Below are 18370 nucleotides of genomic sequence, written 5' to 3' on the forward strand. Positions count from 1 at the left end.
GTATTCCCTTACTTGTTCTCGCCGTGGGTCATCGCGGTGTAGAACAGCCAACTCACCAAAAGAATGATTAAGAAGTAAATGATTGAAAACGCGGCGGCGGGGCCGATATCAAACTGACCGACGGCCATTTTGGTTAATGTTTGGCTGAGAAAAGTCGTCGAATTACCCGGCCCACCCCCGGTGAGCACAAAAGGTTCGGTGTAGATCATAAAGCTGTCCATAAAACGAATCAGAACCCCGATCAGTAGAACGCTCTTGAGTTTGGGTAGTTGGATATAGCGGATAATGGACCACGTTGAAGCGCGATCGATGTTCGCCGCTTGGTAGTAGGCATCTGGAATGGCGCGTAGCCCTGAATAACACAACAACGCGATCAACGAAGTCCAATGCCACACATCCATTAAAATCACCGTCAACCAGGCATCGAGTGGATCACCGGCATAGTTATAGTCAATGCCAATACTGTTAAGTGTCCACCCCAACAGACCAATATCCGCACGACCAAAAATCTGCCAAATCGTACCGACGACATTGAGAGGGATCAGCAACGGGATCGCCAATACGATTAAGCAAAAGGCCGACCAACGACCTTTAGTTGGCATAGTAAGTGCGACGATAATGCCCAGTGGTACTTCAATCAGCAAAATGGTTAAGGTAAAACCGAACTGACGAAACAGCGCATCGTGAAGGCGTTCATCATTGAGCGTTTCTCGGTACCACTCGGTGCCGACAAAATAAGCGGTATTGGCATCGAAAATATCTTGTAGCGAGTAGTTCACCACCGTCATCAGCGGCACAATGGCGCTGAAGGCGACCAATGCAAAAACAGGTAGCACGAGAAGCCATGCTTTGTTATTTGTCACTTTATCCATTACTCGTCTCCTACTTTAACCAAGAACTCGTCGGCATAGAGCATGGTCCATTGCTCAGGAAAACTGATGTAAGCGTGACCACGTGGTACAGGTTGATCTTCTTGTAATCGCGCTTTGATCGTTTGAGTACCGATACTGAGTGTGACAATTTTGTAGGTGCCTAAGTCTTCAATATGCTCTACCTGACATCGCAAGGCAGCATCGTTGGCTTTCTCCCAGACATGAACAAACTCGGGGCGAATACCGATTTTGATGTTATCGGTATTCAGTTGACGAATAGCGTGCTGATAAACTTGAGATACAGGCAGCTCAATGCCATCAAACGAAACGCCATTCGCCGACGGCGTCACCTCGATAAGATTCATCCCTGGGCTACCGATGAAGTAGCCAACAAATGTATGATTGGGTTTTTCAAACAGCGCTCTGGGCGTACCAAACTGGACAATTTGGCCGTTGTACATAACGGCTATCTCATCGGCAAACGTCGAAGCCTCTAACTGGTCGTGAGTGACGTAAATCATGGTGATGTTGAACTGCTGATGGATTTGCTTAAGCTTTCGGCGCAGCTTCCATTTCAGCTGGGGATCGATGACGGTGAGCGGCTCATCAAATAAAATCGCAGAGACATCATCACGAACTAAACCGCGCCCCATCGAGACTTTTTGCTTTTCATCGGCGGTGAGATGTTGAGCCTTCTTACTCAACACATTAGTGAGCTCGAGAATGTCCGCAATTTCCGTTACTTTGGTGTGTATTTTGGCTTTGTGCACTTTCATGTTACGCAGTGGAAAAGCCAAATTGTCATACACAGTCATGGTGTCGTAGATCACCGGGAATTGGAAAACCTGAGCGATATTTCTGTCTTGCGGTCTGAGTTCATTCACACGGGTTTCATCAAACAATACATCGCCTTGAGATGGGATCATCAAGCCAGAAATGATGTTCAAAAGCGTTGATTTGCCACAGCCTGATGGCCCAAGTAACGCGTACGCGCCGCCCTGTTTCCACACATGATTCATCTCTTTGATGGCATAGAGTGAATCTGGAGAGGGCTTTTTGTCGTATGTATGCGCCAGTGAATTCAAAGTAATTTGGACCATCTTATTGCCCTCTTACATCACGGTTCGGGGCATGGATAAGGTGGTTATCCATACCAAATACGTAGAATTTGTGGATTGGAATATAGATCTTGATGCTTTCGTCCACGTCATAGCTGTGCACACCTGGTAGGTGAAGCACCATGTCTAAGTGAGCGTTTCGCACATGAAGGAACGTTTCTGAACCACTGATTTCCGCGACTTCAACCTGAACCGTTAGCTCAACATCGTCATCATTTTTCGGTAGCAGACTTAAGTGGCTCGGACGAATACCGAAGCAATACTTGCCAGGCTTCAAGCTGCTTAAGACATGATTGAGTGGAAAATGCGTCGTTTGATCGAAGGTCACTTCGCTGGTATTGACCTCCCCTGCAATTAAATTGATAGGAGGCTCACTGAACAAAGTCGCGGACTCGACGTTGTCTGGTTGATGGTATACGGAAGATGTCGGGCCCGCTTGAATCACTCGGCCTTCATGCAATATCGTGGTGGTTCCACCTAATGCTAGCGCTTCATTCGGCTCCGTTGTGGCATAGATGGCAATCGTGTTGCGTGTTTTGAATAGCTCGCGCATCTCTTGGCGTAACTCTTCTCGCAACTTGTAATCAAGGTTGACCAAAGGTTCATCGAAGAGAATGATATCGGCATCTTTCACCAGCGCTCTGGCCATTGCAGTACGCTGCTGCTGGCCACCAGACAACTCAAGTGGGTGCTTATTCAAATGCTCAGTGATCCGCAACATTTTGGCCGTTTCATGGACACGTTGCGCAATTTCATCATCAGACATCCCCGCTAAGCGGAGCGGAGACGCGACATTCTCGTACACCGTTAAGTTGGGGTAATTGATGAACTGCTGGTACACCATCGAGATGTTTCGTTCACGAACCGAAATCCCCGTCACATCGATACCATTCATGAGTACACGGCCAGAGGTTGGCTTATCTAGGCCAGCGATCAGCCTCATCAAAGAGGTTTTACCCGCTAGAGTTCTGCCCAGCAGTACATTGAATGATCCCGGTTCAAAGATCAGGTTAACATCGCTAAGATGTCTTTCACCGTCGACGATTTTGTTGATTTGTTCGAGTGTTAATGACACTAAAAGACTCCTTTCAATTCGAGCACTATGCATCCATTAGTGCTCAAATTGCGAAAGACGTGCCAACAAAACAAAATTAAAACATTTATTTAACAAATATCATTAAAAACTCAGTAAAAACCTTGCCATGGCTTCCCAACTCATTAAATTACAAAACATTAACCAGTAAAAACAGAGATGCGATCACTCGCACATTTGTTAACAAAATGTGTTCAGATCGTGTTCAAAATGTTCAGCTTGATGGTATGGTTATTGAGCGAATTATGAACATTTAATGTTCACTCGAAATAAAAACAATAATAAACATCTCATCTACGCTTGTTATTTGGCTAATCTATGAACGACGAACATCAACACATTATCAAAGAGTCTTGGCAACGCTGTAGACAAGCCGGGCTAGGTCATAGCAGTGCTCCAATCATTGAACAGCAGTCCCACCAGTTGGTCGCGCGTGCTCAAGATGAACACTCAGGGCTTATCACCACCACTCAACAAAAAGTTCTGCCGTTTTACGATAGTCTCCTGGCCAATAGTAATTGCTTAATTACGCTAGCTAACGCGCAAGGGCACGTACTCAACAGTTGGGGGGAACAACGTTTTTTCTCTCAGCGACAGCCGCACGTCTTTGAAAATGGCGTCAGTTGGCAAGAAAGCTTAATCGGGACCAATGCGATTGGAACCGCACTCGAAACGGGTTCAATTGTACAGGTGTTTCATGATGAGCACTTCCTCACATCCAATCGCTTTATGACTGGTAGCGCTGCACCTATTTTCGATGCACAACGAACAATGACGGGGGTATTATCGATTTCAAGTGACGCCTACATGCCTACGGCACATACGTTGGGTATGGTTAAATTGATGTCACAAGCCATTGAAAACCAACTCATCACGAGCCATTTTCAACAGCAACACTTTATGTTGTGGTTTAACTCTTCTCCTGAAAACATCGATAGTCAATGGTCTTCGATTTTAGTGTTTGATGGTTCTGGTACTGTAATTTCGGCGAATCGACGTGCCGAGGTCGTTCTCGGTCAAGATCTCGCGCTGGTGAACCTTCATCAGCTGTTTGATATTCAACTCGACAAACTCCTTTCCCACCCTGCATACACCCCTGTATCGATAACAAGCCACACTGGGCATCGTTTTTTCGCCATCATCACACCGCCAAGGCAACCGCAGGCTAGAGCCCTTGATTACCGTCTAAAGCCCACACAATCGGATCATCAAACCAACGACAAGCACATTGACTTAAAACGCCTCAACACCGGTGACCCTCGTTTATCCAAAGCGATTAATCACGCTGAGCGGATCTTAAATACCGATATTCCCATATTAATTCACGGTGAAACTGGCGTCGGAAAGGAAGTGTTTGTCAACGCTCTCCATCGCTCAAGTGAACGTCAGGCACAACCATTAATTGCGGTAAACTGCGCAGCGATTCCTGCGGAACTGGTAGAGTCAGAGCTGTTTGGGTATGAGAAAGGCGCGTTTACTGGCGCGAGCAATAAAGGCTACATCGGCCTGATTCGCAAAGCGAACAAAGGCACGCTTTTTCTTGATGAACTGGGCGACATGCCGCTCAATGTTCAAGCACGTTTGTTACGCGTGTTGCAAGAAAGGAAAGTTACCCCTCTTGGCTCAACAACCGCTTACCCAGTAGATTTCAAACTTGTCTCCGCAACAAACCGACAATTGAAGCTCGATGTCGACAAGGGACACTTTCGCCAAGACCTCTATTATCGCGTGACAGGACTCAACTTAACACTCCCTCCTCTGCGTGAGCGAACCGACAAAGACGCGCTAATCAAGGTGTTGCTGCGTCAGTTCTCCCCATCAGACTCTATAGCAACTCTCAGTTTGGAGGTATTGGCGATGTTTAAAGCCCATCCGTGGCCAGGCAACATTCGTCAAATGGTCAGCGTCATCCAAATTGCAGCTGCCATGGCTGAGGGGGGACGCATCAGTGTTGAGCACTTACCCGATGATTTCCTCGCCGATCTCAAACGCAATAATGAGTGTGTCGACAACAAAGAACCAAAAGCGAGAGAGCAAGTCACCACTCACCTCTCCGTCATCAAGTCTCCGGCAGAAAATTGGCTAGACGTATATGAAGCAAATGGTAGAAATGTATCCGCTACGGCTAAATCGCTTAATATCAGCCGCAATACACTCTATAAACGCTTACGAGAGGAAGGATTGCGTTAGGTTGCGCATCCACTGGCTATCTGTGACACTAACGATAATGTCCCGTTCCTCTACTCACTAATCTATGGCTGTAAACCTCACACTGAAACAACTGAAGGTGTTCCTTGCTGTCACTCGGTATGACACGCTCACCCACGCTGCTGACGCGCTGTATCTCTCCAAAGCGGCGGTTAGCATGACCTTGTCAGAGCTTGAGAAACAGCTTGGACACTCGTTGTTTGATCGTGTGAATAACCGTCTGCTGATCAATCAAGAGGGCATCAAACTACTGCCGATGGCCGATGAACTGTTAGAACGAGCCAGAGATATTGAACATCTGTTTGATGACACTCAAGGGTTAAGCGGCGAACTGAGAATTGGCGCTAGCGATACCATCGGCAATCAAGTAGCACCGTTTCTCCTGCGCTCCTTTCGTGACACAACTGGCCATGAGCAGCAAAGCTTATTGATCTCCAACTCCGCTTTGATCTGTGAAAAGCTGGTCGACTATGAACTGGATATCGCCTTGATTGAGGGTAAAACGCTTCATCCGGCTCTAAACTCGACCCCATTTAGTCGCGACGAGATGTGCGTTATTTGTTCGCCCTCATCACCGCTCGCGCGTCACGAACGAGTAGCAATGGATGAGCTGGAACACAGCCGCTGGGTACTGCGCGAGGCGGGGTCTGGCTCTCGCGAGTTCTTTCTGCGCGTTATCGCGCCGCGATTAGAACGATGGCAGGAATCATTTGAACTCAATACCACCGAAGCCCTGATAAACAGTGTCGCCGCTGACTTAGGTTTAGGCTGTCTATCGCGCTTATCGGCACAACCGGCGATCAATGATGGCCGAGTGATTGAGTTGCCGCTGCCCCTCGATATGACACGCCGCTTTTGGTTATTGGTGCACAAAGAAAAGTATCAAAGCCCGCTACTCAAATCCTTTATTGCTTTTTGTCAGCAGTGGAAAAATTAAGCACCTGTCTCTCATAGCGCGCACGCACACCTAGACTTAAGCGGCTCAAACCTGTATAAACAGCCAGTAATGAAACCTATCAATTTAAGTTAGAGGACCAACCATGGCTGTAATCGTCAAGTACGTGGTAGAACGCAACGGAGAAGAGAAAATGACTTTTACCTCTAAAGCGGAAGCGGACGCCTATGACAAAATGCTCGATATGGCGGACGAGCTTTTCGAGCTTCTAGGTAAAAGTGAACTGATGGAAGATGAAGCCAAGCAAGAAGATTTGGCGATGTTCCTAGCGCAAAATAAAGAAGAAGTGCTCTATGCATTAGGGGCAAAGCGCAAGCCCACTCCGAAGAAGAAAAAAGTGGTGGCCGTAGACACGGAAAACACCCCAGAAGAACAAGACGACGCGGCGTAATGCCCTCTCTTTATCGTTACCAAGCCTCTGCGATTGCAGGGGCTTTGTTTTTTATACATCCTCATAAATACCATGCTCACCAACAGGGCATCCCCATAAACAAGGCCCCCATAAACAAGGAAAGTATCCTTGCAGCACTTTACCCTAATACCCAACACGTTCTCTCGCTACAATAACGTAAATCCCTTTGGTAACAGAACCTATGACCACACACATTGAAGTCTGTATCGATCACATTGAATCTCTTCATCACGCCCTCAAGGGCGGTGCGACACGAATTGAGTTGTGCAGCGCGTTAGCGCTTGGCGGCCTCACCCCCAGTGCCGGATTGATGCGCCTGGCGGGCCGTTACCGTGCCCTGAGAGATATTGCCCAGAAAGAAAGTATCCAGAGAGACTTAGATTCAAACGCAAAAGGCATCCCTATTTACGCCATGATTCGCCCTCGCCAAGGCGACTTTATTTTCAGCGAACAGGATTTAGAGTGCATGTTGCACGACATCGACACCGCCGCGCAAAGTGGCCTGCAAGGCGTCGTAATTGGCGCTCTGACTGCCGATGGGAAAGTGGACACCCACATGACCTCACAACTCGTCGAACGCGCGCACGCCCATCAGTTGGGTGTGACTTTCCATCGCGCGTTTGATCAATGCCAAGAACCCGGTGAAGCCTTGGAAACCATCATCTCGTTAGGCTGTGAGCGAGTCTTAACCTCTGGCCTTGCGTTGACAGCCCCTGAAGGTGTTTCGATGCTAAAACAGTTAGTGACCCAAGCGCGCGAGCGCATTGTGATTATGGCGGGGGCGGGAGTGAATGCCAGCAACGCGCGCAAGCTCATCAACCAGACCGGCGTGACCGAGCTGCACCTATCAGGAAAAACCCTGCGCCCAAGCTTAATGCGCCCACACTCTCAAGCGGCGATGGGCGAGATTGATGACTATCAGATCCCAGTCACGGATCCAGATGCGATTGCCCAAGTGGTCAAAGCGGTAAAATGTGCCCATTCAAACACTATTGTCCCGAATAAGTGCTAACATATTGATAATAATAAAAGCTTAAAGGGATGCACCATGGCAAAGAACAGGCTTGATAAAGCCTTTTACGAAAGTGAACTGGAACGCTTGCAGATTGAACTGGTCAAGTTGCAAGAGTGGGTAAAGCAAGAAGGTCTGAAAGTCGTGGTGATCTTTGAAGGCAGAGACGCGGCTGGAAAAGGGGGCGTGATTAAGCGCATCACCGAAAAACTCAATCCGCGCGTGTGTCGTGTCACAGCGCTCCCTGCCCCAACAGAAAAAGAGAAAACGCAGTGGTATTTTCAACGCTATGTCGCGCATTTACCCAGCGCTGGCGAAATAGTACTGTTTGACCGCAGTTGGTATAACCGCGCTGGTGTTGAAAAAGTGATGGGCTTTTGTAGCGAAGCGCAATACGAAGAGTTTCTCCACTCTTGTCCGGAATTCGAGCGCATGTTGCAGCGCTCAGGCATCATCTTGATTAAGTACTGGTTTTCCGTCTCAGACGAAGAACAAGAAAAGCGCTTTCTTGGTCGTATCAATACCCCCATCAAACGTTGGAAATTCTCGCCTATGGATCTTGAGTCCCGCAACCGCTGGGCGGAATATTCAGAAGCGAAGGATAAGATGTTTGCCTACACAGACACCAAACAATCGCCGTGGTGGGTCGTTCCTTCAGATGATAAAAAACGCGCGCGCCTCAATTGCATCAGCCATCTCTTAAGCCAAATTGACTATCAAGAAATCTCTTATCCAGAGATCGTCTTACCGGACATCAACAAAGAAGGCTATATTCGTAAGCCGATGGACGACCAGACGTTTGTCCCAGAGAAGTATTAACGCTTAGGTCCAGAATTCAACGCATCATCAATGCTTTGTTCGCCCAAGTGGCGAACATCTTTGCCTTTGACAAAGTAAATGATGTATTCACAAATGTTTTGGCAGCGGTCACCCACACGTTCAATTGCCCGGGCAGACCACATCACTTGCAGGATGTTGGGGATGTTTTTCGGGTCTTCCATCATGTAAGTCATCAACTGACGAATCACGGCTTCGTACTCGGCATCTAACTTATCATCCAGCTTGTACACTTCTGCGGCGGCATCGACATCCATACGAGCGAACGCGTCCAACACTTGATGAAGCATGGTAATCGCTTGGCGACACAAAGGCTCGAGGGAAACTTGAAATTGGCGCTCTTTAGAGGATGGACTCTCAATCGCAACATAAGCCATCTTGGTGGCAACGTCGCCAATACGCTCCAGATCGGTAATGGTTTTGATGATGGCCATTATCAGGCGAAGATCTTTTGCGGTCGGCTGACGCTTGGCGATGATCCGAGTACACGCCTCATCAATCGACACCTCCATCGCGTTCACTTTATGATCGTCACGTACCACTTTTCGTGCCAATTCGATGTCCTCTTTGTGCAGCGCTTGCATAGCAAAAGAGAGTTGCTGCTCAACTAAGCCTCCCATGGTAAGCACATGGGTACGAATCGACTCTAGTTCGACATTAAACTGACCTGAAATATGACGACCAAAATTCATAAACTGTGTGTGACTCCTCTTTGATTATCCGTAACGTCCGGTGATGTAATCTTCGGTTTGCTTTTTCATTGGTGAGGTAAAGATTGAGTCGGTATCGGAGTACTCAATCAGTTTCCCCATATGAATAAATGCAGTGTGATCGCTAACCCGCGCCGCCTGCTGCATGTTATGCGTGACAATCACCACAGTATATTTGGTTTTGAGGTCATTGATCAGCTCTTCTATCGTCAAAGTGGAGATAGGATCAAGTGCTGATGTAGGTTCATCGAGCAAAAGGACCTCTGGCTCTATGGCAATCGCGCGCGCAATCACCAAACGCTGCTGCTGACCACCCGATAATCCAAACGCATTTTCGTGCAAGCGATCTTTCACTTCGTCCCATAATGCTGCGGCGCGAAGCGAACGTTCAACCGCATCATCAAGAATTCGGCTGTTTTTGACGCCTTGCAGACGCAAGCCATACACCACGTTTTCGTAAATGGATTTGGGAAAAGGATTAGGACGCTGAAACACCATCCCAACTCGGCGGCGCAACGTCGCAACATCGACCCCCGGATGGTAGACGTTTTTTTTATGCAGTTTCACTTTGCCTTCGACGCGGCAGCCTTCGACCAAGTCGTTCATACGATTAATGCAGCGCAGCAAGGTCGACTTTCCGCACCCCGATGGACCGATGAACGCCGTCACCTGACCTTTAGGGATGCGCATTGAAATATCACTCAGCGCTTGCTTGTGACGATAAAACAAGTTGAGGCCATCGATCTCGATCGCCGTTTGTTCATCGCTTAGGTTACGCACATCTAGCGGCGCTCGGTAGCCTAAGGTTTGGTTCACTGAAAACATGCTTAATCTTGTCCAAAGGTTCGATATTTTTCGCGTAAATTATTGCGAATACTGATGGCGGTTAAGTTGAGCCCGATGATGACCGTGACCAATAAAAAAGAGGTCGCGTACACTAAGGGACGCGCGCTTTCGATATTGGTGGTCTGAAAACCGACATCGTAGATATGAAAGCCCAAATGCATAAACTTGCGCTCAAGGTGCAAAAAGGGAAACTGGCTGTCAACGGGCAAACTGGAGGCCAACTTCACCGCTCCGACCAACATCAGCGGCGCCACTTCTCCCGCGGCGCGAGCAACAGCAAGAATCAATCCGGTAATAATCGCAGGGCTTGCCATCGGCAGAACAATGCGCCACATGGTCTCAAACTGCGTCGCGCCTAATGCCAAAGAGCCGTGACGCACCGAATTCGGGATGCGGCTTAAGCCCTCTTCAGTGGCCACGATGACCACAGGCAAGGTCAATACTGCCAAGGTGAGCGCTGACCAAAGTAGCCCTGGCGTTCCAAACGTCGGACTGGGCAGTTTTTCAGAATAGAAGAGTGCGTCAATCGAGCCACCTAAGGTATAGACGAAAAAGCCTAACCCAAAGACACCATAAACGATCGAAGGCACCCCAGCCAAGTTGATCACCGCCACACGAATCACTCGAGTAAACGCGTTGTTGTGCGCATACTCATGTAAGTAGACTGCCGCAATCACGCCCAGTGGCATAACAATAATCGACATGATGATCACCAGCAACACGGTACCAAACATAGCCGGAAATACGCCCCCTTCCGAGTTGGACTCTCTGGGATCATCGGTCAGAAACTTCCAAGCTTGCACCGACCACTGGCCAAGTTTTTCGAGCAGAGACATATCATTGGGATACCACACATCTAACATCTCACGCAGTGGAATCGTCACCTGTGTACCCTGCATATCCACCACGACCAGTCCTTGAAGATCAAGCTCATCACGCCAATCATCAAGCCTCGCTTCCATCGCCATCAACTGCTGGCTAAAACCTTGGGATTGCAGTTGATAACGCAGCAAAAAGGCATCGTCCAAATTTCCGTTGAGTTCTCGCTTTCGATACTCCAAGCGTAGCTTATCTGCCTGCGCACTGAGCACTTTGATCTGCTTCTCGACTAGATTCTCTATGTTGCCCCGCACCTCTTCCGCGAACGCCAGTCCACGACCAATCGCCACATCCACATTTTGGCTCATCTCGCCATCGGCTTGTCGATAAGCGATGGGTCGACCAAAAAAATCACCGCCGCGCGTGCGCTCAATCACCGCCCACCCGGAAGGGGTAGTGCGATCTAACACCTCAGTTTCAAGTACAGACACAAAATCGGCAGAATAGAGATCGCGGTTGGCGACTTTAATACTCAAGCGCTCAACCAACCCTCGCTCTTCCACCTCATCTGACAATTCAATAGCCATCTCTTGTAAATGATTAATGGGCACCGATTCAGTGGCGTAGAGTTGCCCCACCAGCACCTCACCTTGAGAGGTCTGCCATTGATAGAGTGGAGAGGGCCAGAAAAACGAGAGACCTTTCCAACCAATCAGCAGCAATAAGCCCAGTACCGAGAGTAAGCTCACGCTGACCGCACCGCCGGTGAGCCAAATCCAAGGAGAGCCGGATTTCAGCCATTGATAACCCGGTTTTATACTAATCATGGCTCACCGCCTGAGCGGTTTTGACTCGCTTACAACGCACGATACTTCTCTCTTAACCTCTGACGCACCCACTCCGCTATCGAGTTCACTGCAAAAGTAAACATCAGCAAAATTAACGCTGCTAGGAATAGCAATCGGTAGTGGGAACTGCCCACTTCCGACTCCGGCATCTCAACCGCGATCGTCGCGGATAATGTGCGCATTCCTTCCAATATGTTCCAATCAAGGATCGGGGTGTTACCGGTGGCCATCAGCACGATCATCGTCTCACCAACGGCGCGGCCAAGCCCCATCATGACGGCCGAAAAAATACCCGGGCTGGCGGTAAGCAACACCACGTGTACTAAGGTTTGCCACTGCGTCGCACCCAAGGCCAATGACCCATCCGATAAGTGTTTCGGTACCGAGAAGATGGCGTCTTCTGCAATGGTAAAGATGGTCGGGATCACCGCAAACCCCATCGCAAACCCGACCACTAAAGCATTGCGCTGATCAAAACCAATCCCGTGCTGCGCCAAATACGCACGCACATCGCCATCAAACAACCAATCTTCTAAACCGCTAGTGTGAGAAAGCACCACCACCGTCAGCAAGATGATCACCGGCATAAGAATTACCGCATGCCAGCCATTGGCAAAGTGACGCTTCCACATTTTGGGTAGACTTTGCCACAGCGCCCCGGCCAATACGGTAGACAGCGGCAAAGCGATCAACAGCACCACCACAGACGCGAGATAGTTCTCAACAATCGGTGCAAACCACAAGCCCGCCAGAAAGCCGATGATGACCGTCGGTAGCGCCTCCATCAGTTCGATAGAGGGCTTGACGACTCGGCGCATCGCTGGCGTCATAAAATAAGCGGTATAAATGGCGCCCAATACCGCTATCGGTACCGCGAACATCATGGCGAACAATGCCGCTTTGATGGTGCCAAACGCGATCGGCACCAAGCTGAATTTGGCTTCAAACTCATCATTGGCTGAGGTGGTTTGCCAAACAAACTCAGGCTCTGGGTAGCCTTCATACCACACTTTTTGCCACAGAGAGGACAACGAGATTTCGGGGTATGGATTATCGAGATGCGAGACAGACAACTGGTCGCCACTTTGGGTCAACAAATATTGTTCATTGTTGGACATCGCGGCTAAGGTGGGCGCTTTATCAAAGGCTCGGTTAAACAGCACCAACTTTTCACTGGTGGTGTAGTGGCTTTGAACCGTGCCATTGGTATAAAAACTGTAGAAGCCTTTGCGATAGGTATCAGGCAGCAGCAATTGTAACTGCGGTGCGAGTTGAAACTCTCGAATCGGCATCAAGTGACGCTCACCCTCTTTGAGCACATCAAACCACTGCGACACTTTGCCGTCTTGGTGGCTGACCAACAAAGAGTAAGCGCCCGCTAACAGCTGCACCTCACTTACCGAATGTTTGACGTTGCCTGCACTTAAATCGACCACTTCACGAACCAAGAACCCATGACGCTGTTTGGTGGCAATGACCAACTCAGATGCGCTGCGCAAATATAGCGTGTCACCATTGGGGGTGAGCAATAGCTGATCTAAATCGATAAAAGGCTGTGGGAACTCAAATTCTTGGCGTTCCTCATTGGAATCTAACCAACGGACACGGATGCGATTGTCGTCATAGTAACCGACCAAAGTGAAAGTATCGTGCGTGAAGGCATCGCGGTCTGCAAAAGCAAATGCGCGCAACTGAGCGTCAGTGGCTGACTCACCGAGGAGCAAATCCAGCGGCGGCGTAACCACATCGACACTTGGGGTGAGTACTCGCTCACCGTTTGCCAACCTGCTGCTTAATTCAGGGCGAAAGAGCTTCACTTGCCCTGATGGCGTCGCCATCGCATGCCAAGGGTTTACACCAAGACCAGAGGCAAACAAGGTGTGCTGCGCCCCTAAATCATAGTGATAAATCGCGGAGCGGCGCTCATCATTGAGCGCCCAAAACTTGAGTGTACCAAGAGAAGATAAGGTATAAGCGGAGTGACCATAGTCATCGACGCCCAGCGCAACGATAGAGTGCTCATCTATCGTTTTAGTCGCCAAATTGGGCGTGATCTTGGCGTCAGAAAACAGAGGCAAGACCATCATGGCCAGATAAACAAAGATCAGCACCAGCGCCGCAAGCACGCCGACGCCCCCCGCAGAGACAGCCAGTTTTACGATTCTATCTTTAATAAGTCGTTTTCTGTCACGTTCTCGTAACGAAAAATCGCCTTTAGCCATCTATCCCACTTACCTAAATTAACCCAAGTGTATAATATTTCCATTAGGTGACAATTATATTACAGCTCACATTAAGCAACTGAAAGTAGTGTAATAAAAACCTGCAATAAAAATGTCATATAAAGATCTTAGCTTGGCTACCAGTTTGGTCTTATTAAGTCCTTACTCTATAGCGCCCCTTAGAGAAGGCACGTTGCAAAGGTTGGGTTATGAGTGCTGAAAAACTGTATATCGAAAAAGAGCTAAGTTGGCTGTCGTTTAATGAACGCGTACTCCAAGAAGCGGCAGATAAAGAAGTGCCACTCATCGAAAGAATTCGATTTTTAGGCATATTTTCCAACAACTTGGACGAGTTTTATAAAGTTCGATTTTCCGATGTCAAACGTCGAATTTTAATCAATCAAGAGCGTGGAGGCAGTGACAACCCCAAACACCTGCTGAGTAAAATGCAGAGCAAAGCGCTCAAACTGAATGATAAATTTGATGAGCTCTACTCTGAGCTGATCCGCGAAATGGCGCGTCGGCGGATTTTTTTAGTCAACGAAACTCAGCTCAGTGACGCACAACAAAAGTGGATAAAAAAATATTTTCGCAATGAAGTGGTTCCGCATATCACCCCGCTTTTGATGCGTGACGACATCGATGTGCTGCAATTCCTAAAAGATGAATACGCCTACATCGCTGTCGACTTACGCAAAGGCGAACACAATCAATATGCCTTGATAGAGATCCCCACCGACCACTTGCCTCGCTTTGTCATGGTGCCAGAACAAAAAGGCAAACGGCGCAAAACCATCATTCTTCTCGATAACATCATCCGATACTGTTTGGATGAACTCTTCAGTGGCTTTTTTGAGTATGACGAGCTAAACGGCTACGCGATGAAAATGACGCGTGACGCCGAATACGACCTCAGTCACGAAGTCGAGCACAGCCTTCTTGAGCAAATGTCTGAGGGGGTCAGTCAGCGCTTAACCGCGATGCCGGTTCGCTTTGTCTATGAACGTGACATGCCGACCGAAATGCTGAGTTTTCTGTGCGATAAGCTGAAAATATCCAACTACGACAGTTTGATCCCAGGTGGTCGCTACCACAACTTTAAAGACTTTATTGGTTTTCCCAATGTGGGCCGTGACTACCTCGAAAACAAACCATTACCGCCGATGAAATGTGCTGATTTCGACGGGTATGCCAACGCCTTTGATGCCATCAAAGCGCAAGATATCTTGCTCTATTACCCCTATCACACCTTTGAGCACATCAGCGAAATGGTGAGGCAGGCATCGTTCGACCCGAAAGTACTGAGCATCAAGATCAATATTTATCGCGTTGCCAAAGATTCGCGCCTGATGAACTCGATTATCGATGCGGTGCACAATGGCAAAAGTGTCACAGTGATTGTAGAGCTTCAGGCTCGATTTGATGAAGAAGCCAACATTGAGTGGTCGCGGATTCTGACCGAAGCCGGCGTGCATGTTATTTTTGGCGCGCCCGGATTAAAAATCCACTCTAAATTGCTCTTGATTACACGCCGCGAAGATGACGACATCGTCCGCTATGCGCACATCGGCACCGGCAACTTCCATGAAAAAACCGCCCGTATCTATACGGACTTCTCGCTTCTCACCGCAGACCCTGAGCTCACCAACGAAGTGCGCAATGTGTTTGGCTACATTGAGAACCCGTATCGTCCGGTGCGCTTCAATCACCTAATTGTCTCACCACAAAACTCTCGCAAGCAGCTCTATCGCCTCATCGACGCAGAAATTGCCAATGCGAAAGAGGGTAAAAAGGCCGCCATTACTCTTAAAGTCAATAACCTAGTCGATCGCGGACTGGCAAATAAACTCTACGGCGCGAGCAGCGCTGGCGTAGAGATAAAGATGATCATTCGTGGCATGTGCTCCTTGGTACCGGGTATTGATGGCGTAAGCGACAACATCAAAATCATCAGCATTGTCGACCGATTCTTGGAACACCCGCGTGTTCTTATCACGCACAATGATGGTGACCCCAAAGTGTATATCTCGTCGGCAGATTGGATGACACGGAATATCGACTATCGGATCGAAGTCGGTGCTCCAGTGCGTGACGAACGTCTTAAACAGCGCATTATCGATATCATCAACATCCACTTTACCGATACAGTAAAGGCGAGGTGGATAGACAAAGAGATGAGCAATACCTATGTGCCACGCGGAAACCGAAAGAAAATTCGCTCACAGATTGCCATTTACGACTATCTTAAGAATGTAGAAAAACAGACAAAGAAACAGAAAGAGCTTTCAATCACTCATGACCCAAACACCGGAAATTCGTGATGTTGCCGCGATTGACCTTGGCTCAAACAGCTTCCACATGGTGGTCGCCAAAGTTGTAGACCAAGACTTGCAACTGGTAAGTCGACACAAGCAGCGAGTCCGTCTCGCAGCTGGGTTAGATGCACAAAAAAATTTAGACAACGCCGCCATTGAACGTGGCTTAGAATGTTTGACCATCTTCGCTGAGCGACTGCAAGGGTTTGAGGAGAGCAATGTGCGTATCGCCGCAACGCACACCCTACGTCAAGCCAACAACGCGCATATCTTTTTGCAGCGAGCCCGTGACGTGCTGCCCTTTCCCATCGAGATCATCCCCGGCATTGAAGAAGCACGCCTAATTTATCTGGGGGTTGCCCACACGCAACCGGCGTCTGACTCCAAATTGGTGGTAGACATTGGCGGTGGCAGTACCGAAATGATCATAGGGCAAGGCTTCGAACCGCATCTAGTTAACAGTAAACAGATGGGGTGCGTCAGCTTTACCAAGCACTATTTCAAAAACAACAAACTGTCGAAGAAGAACTTTGCCAAAGCGACCTTAGCGGCGGAGCAAAAGTTGGAGTCCATTGCCCATCAATATCGCAAAAAAGGTTGGGAAGTCGCGTTTGGCTCCTCAGGGACCATTAAGGCCATTCGTGATGTACTGGTCGGAATGGGCTTTGAAGATGGTATTATCGACAGCAAACGACTCGATAAGGTCATCGATAGGCTTTGTGAGTGGGAGACGATTGATGACATCAACCTCACCGGCCTCACACCGGAACGTCAGCCTGTGTTTGCGGCGGGTGTGGCGATCCTTGCCGCCATTTTCAAAGATTTCAAAATCAACGAAATGCACTTTTCAGAGGGCGCACTGCGAGAAGGCTTACTCTACGAAATGGAATCGCGCTTTAAGCGCTCCGACATCCGCATGCGCACCACGGAAAACCTTGCCAGTAAACATCTGGTCGATCTAGAGCATGCGGCCAAAGTCAAAGGCCATGCCCGCGAGTTTTTGGATCAAACCCACCAAGCGCTTGGCATTAACAAACACTCTGAGCTGTTTGATTTGCTCGAATGGAGCGCGTTATTGCATGAAGTAGGGCTTAGCATCAGCTTACAAGCCTTCCACCGCCATTCGGCTTACATTCTCAAGCATACCTACATGCCCGGCTTTAACCGAGAGCAGCAAACCATTCTCGCCATGTTAGCGCGCTTTCAGCGCAAAGCGTTAAAGCTCAATGAAATGGAAGAGTTTTCGCTGTTTAAGAAAAAGCACGTCATCAGTTTAATTCGTATTCTGCGCCTCGCCATCTTGCTCAACGGTCAGCGTAACGATGACCCTCTGCCAGCCCTGACACTGAAAGTCGATGGCGACAGTTGGACCTTGAACTGTGATGAAGCCCAGTGGTTGGAACACAACAAACTGCTCCATGCCGATCTGCTTTGCGAGCAAGAATACTGGAACAATGTGGGCTGGGAACTGACCTTTTAGACTCAGCCTCTATCATCAAACGAAAAAACGCCGCGTTACAAGTGAACGCGGCGTTTGTTTAACCTTATGATGACAACGTCTTCGTCATTTTAATTACGTAGAGAAAGGCCGACTTTTTCTAGTTCCTGCTGCGCGATTTCAGGCGATAGAGGGACATAACCATCTTTGCTCACCAAAGCTTGCCCCTGTTTGGAGTAAATAAAGCGAATGAACTCTCGCTCGATAGGAGGCAGCGGTTTGTCAGGATGCTTGTTGACGTACACATACAGGTAGCGCGACAAAGGATAGCGACCAGTCAAAATATTTTGATAACTCGGCGCAATGTAATCTTCACCCTCTTTGGCAATCGGCAGCAGCTTCACACCTGAGACTTGATAGCCCACGCCAGAGTAGCCAATCGTATTGATCGCCGAGGATACCGATTGAACAACCGATGCCGAGCCCGGCTGCTCATTAACGTTATTTTTAAAGTCACCGCCACATAAGGCGTTGTTTTTAAAATAGCCGTACGTACCGGAGACCGAGTTACGACCAAACATTTGAATCGCACGCTTTGCCCATTGGTAGTCAAGCCCTAGTTGAGTCCAAAACTCGATACTCTCCGTACCGCCACAGCGTAAGGT

General features: G+C 48.6%; 15 protein-coding genes. 7 read left to right on the forward strand and 8 right to left on the reverse strand.

Going from position 1 to position 18370, the window contains the following annotated elements:
• Positions 1-8 precede the first annotated feature (8 nt).
• Genes AC6R1O_RS19445 through AC6R1O_RS19455 form a run of 3 tightly spaced genes read right to left on the reverse strand, consistent with a single transcriptional unit; the run spans position 9 to position 3065 of the window.
• Positions 9-872 carry a carbohydrate ABC transporter permease gene (locus AC6R1O_RS19445; RefSeq protein WP_500633744.1) on the reverse strand — a complete coding sequence of 288 codons (864 nt, stop codon included), beginning with the start codon at positions 870-872 and terminating at the stop codon, positions 9-11.
• Positions 872-1972, reverse strand: coding sequence for an ABC transporter ATP-binding protein (locus tag AC6R1O_RS19450; RefSeq protein ID WP_500633743.1), 1101 nt, complete (start codon positions 1970-1972; stop codon positions 872-874). The genes AC6R1O_RS19445 and AC6R1O_RS19450 overlap by 1 nt, the downstream gene beginning before the upstream one ends.
• Position 1973: 1 nt before the next feature.
• Positions 1974-3065 carry an ABC transporter ATP-binding protein gene (locus tag AC6R1O_RS19455; RefSeq protein ID WP_487901690.1) on the reverse strand — a complete coding sequence of 364 codons (1092 nt, stop codon included), beginning with the start codon at positions 3063-3065 and terminating at the stop codon, positions 1974-1976.
• A gap of 336 nt (positions 3066-3401) precedes the next feature.
• On the opposite strand from AC6R1O_RS19455, the gene AC6R1O_RS19460 reads away from it, so the two are divergent.
• The 5 genes from AC6R1O_RS19460 (at position 3402) to ppk2 (ending at position 8489) form a co-directional block, all read left to right on the forward strand.
• Positions 3402-5273 (forward strand): sigma-54-dependent Fis family transcriptional regulator, encoded by a 1872-nt coding sequence (locus tag AC6R1O_RS19460; RefSeq protein WP_500633742.1) that lies wholly within the window; start codon positions 3402-3404, stop codon positions 5271-5273.
• Positions 5274-5337: 64 nt separating this feature from the next.
• Entirely contained in the window at positions 5338-6228 is an 891-nt protein-coding gene (locus tag AC6R1O_RS19465; RefSeq protein ID WP_500633741.1) for a LysR substrate-binding domain-containing protein, read from the forward strand.
• A gap of 103 nt (positions 6229-6331) precedes the next feature.
• Entirely contained in the window at positions 6332-6637 is a 306-nt protein-coding gene (locus AC6R1O_RS19470) for a YebG family protein (RefSeq protein WP_334551342.1), read from the forward strand.
• Between the two features lie 202 nt (positions 6638-6839).
• Complete coding sequence (locus tag AC6R1O_RS19475; protein ID WP_500633740.1) at positions 6840-7670, forward strand: copper homeostasis protein CutC; 831 nt, start codon at positions 6840-6842, stop codon at positions 7668-7670.
• A gap of 36 nt (positions 7671-7706) precedes the next feature.
• Positions 7707-8489 (forward strand): polyphosphate kinase 2, encoded by a 783-nt coding sequence (gene ppk2 / locus AC6R1O_RS19480; RefSeq protein ID WP_500633739.1) that lies wholly within the window; start codon positions 7707-7709, stop codon positions 8487-8489.
• Here the strand turns inward: ppk2 and phoU are convergent.
• Genes phoU through AC6R1O_RS19500 form a run of 4 tightly spaced genes read right to left on the reverse strand, consistent with a single transcriptional unit; the run spans position 8486 to position 13952 of the window.
• On the reverse strand, positions 8486-9199 hold the full coding sequence (phoU, locus tag AC6R1O_RS19485) for a phosphate signaling complex protein PhoU (RefSeq protein ID WP_487901695.1): 714 nt from the start codon (positions 9197-9199) through the stop codon (positions 8486-8488). The two genes, ppk2 and phoU, sit on opposite strands and share 4 nt — an antisense overlap.
• A 24-nt stretch (positions 9200-9223) precedes the next feature.
• Entirely contained in the window at positions 9224-10042 is an 819-nt protein-coding gene (gene pstB / locus AC6R1O_RS19490) for a phosphate ABC transporter ATP-binding protein PstB (protein ID WP_334551352.1), read from the reverse strand.
• A gap of 2 nt (positions 10043-10044) precedes the next feature.
• Complete coding sequence (gene pstA / locus AC6R1O_RS19495; RefSeq protein ID WP_500631514.1) at positions 10045-11709, reverse strand: phosphate ABC transporter permease PstA; 1665 nt, start codon at positions 11707-11709, stop codon at positions 10045-10047.
• A 29-nt stretch (positions 11710-11738) separates the two neighbouring features.
• Positions 11739-13952 (reverse strand): ABC transporter permease subunit, encoded by a 2214-nt coding sequence (locus tag AC6R1O_RS19500; RefSeq protein WP_500633737.1) that lies wholly within the window; start codon positions 13950-13952, stop codon positions 11739-11741.
• A 209-nt stretch (positions 13953-14161) separates the two neighbouring features.
• Between AC6R1O_RS19500 and ppk1 the strand changes: the two genes are divergently transcribed.
• Together ppk1 and ppx are read left to right on the forward strand one after the other, a co-directional pair.
• A complete protein-coding gene (gene ppk1 / locus AC6R1O_RS19505) occupies positions 14162-16273 on the forward strand; it encodes a polyphosphate kinase 1 (RefSeq protein ID WP_500627008.1) in 2112 nt (703 codons plus the stop codon).
• Positions 16248-17747: an exopolyphosphatase gene (ppx, locus tag AC6R1O_RS19510; RefSeq protein ID WP_500631516.1), complete on the forward strand. Its 1500-nt coding sequence runs from the start codon at positions 16248-16250 to the stop codon at positions 17745-17747. The genes ppk1 and ppx overlap by 26 nt, the downstream gene beginning before the upstream one ends.
• 89 nt (positions 17748-17836) lie before the next feature.
• Here the strand turns inward: ppx and AC6R1O_RS19515 are convergent.
• The coding region (locus AC6R1O_RS19515) for a PstS family phosphate ABC transporter substrate-binding protein (protein WP_500657654.1) at positions 17837-18370 on the reverse strand (534 nt) is incomplete at its 5' end.

This window comes from Vibrio sp. R11-SG3-ISO3-SZ, from assembly GCF_059834345.1.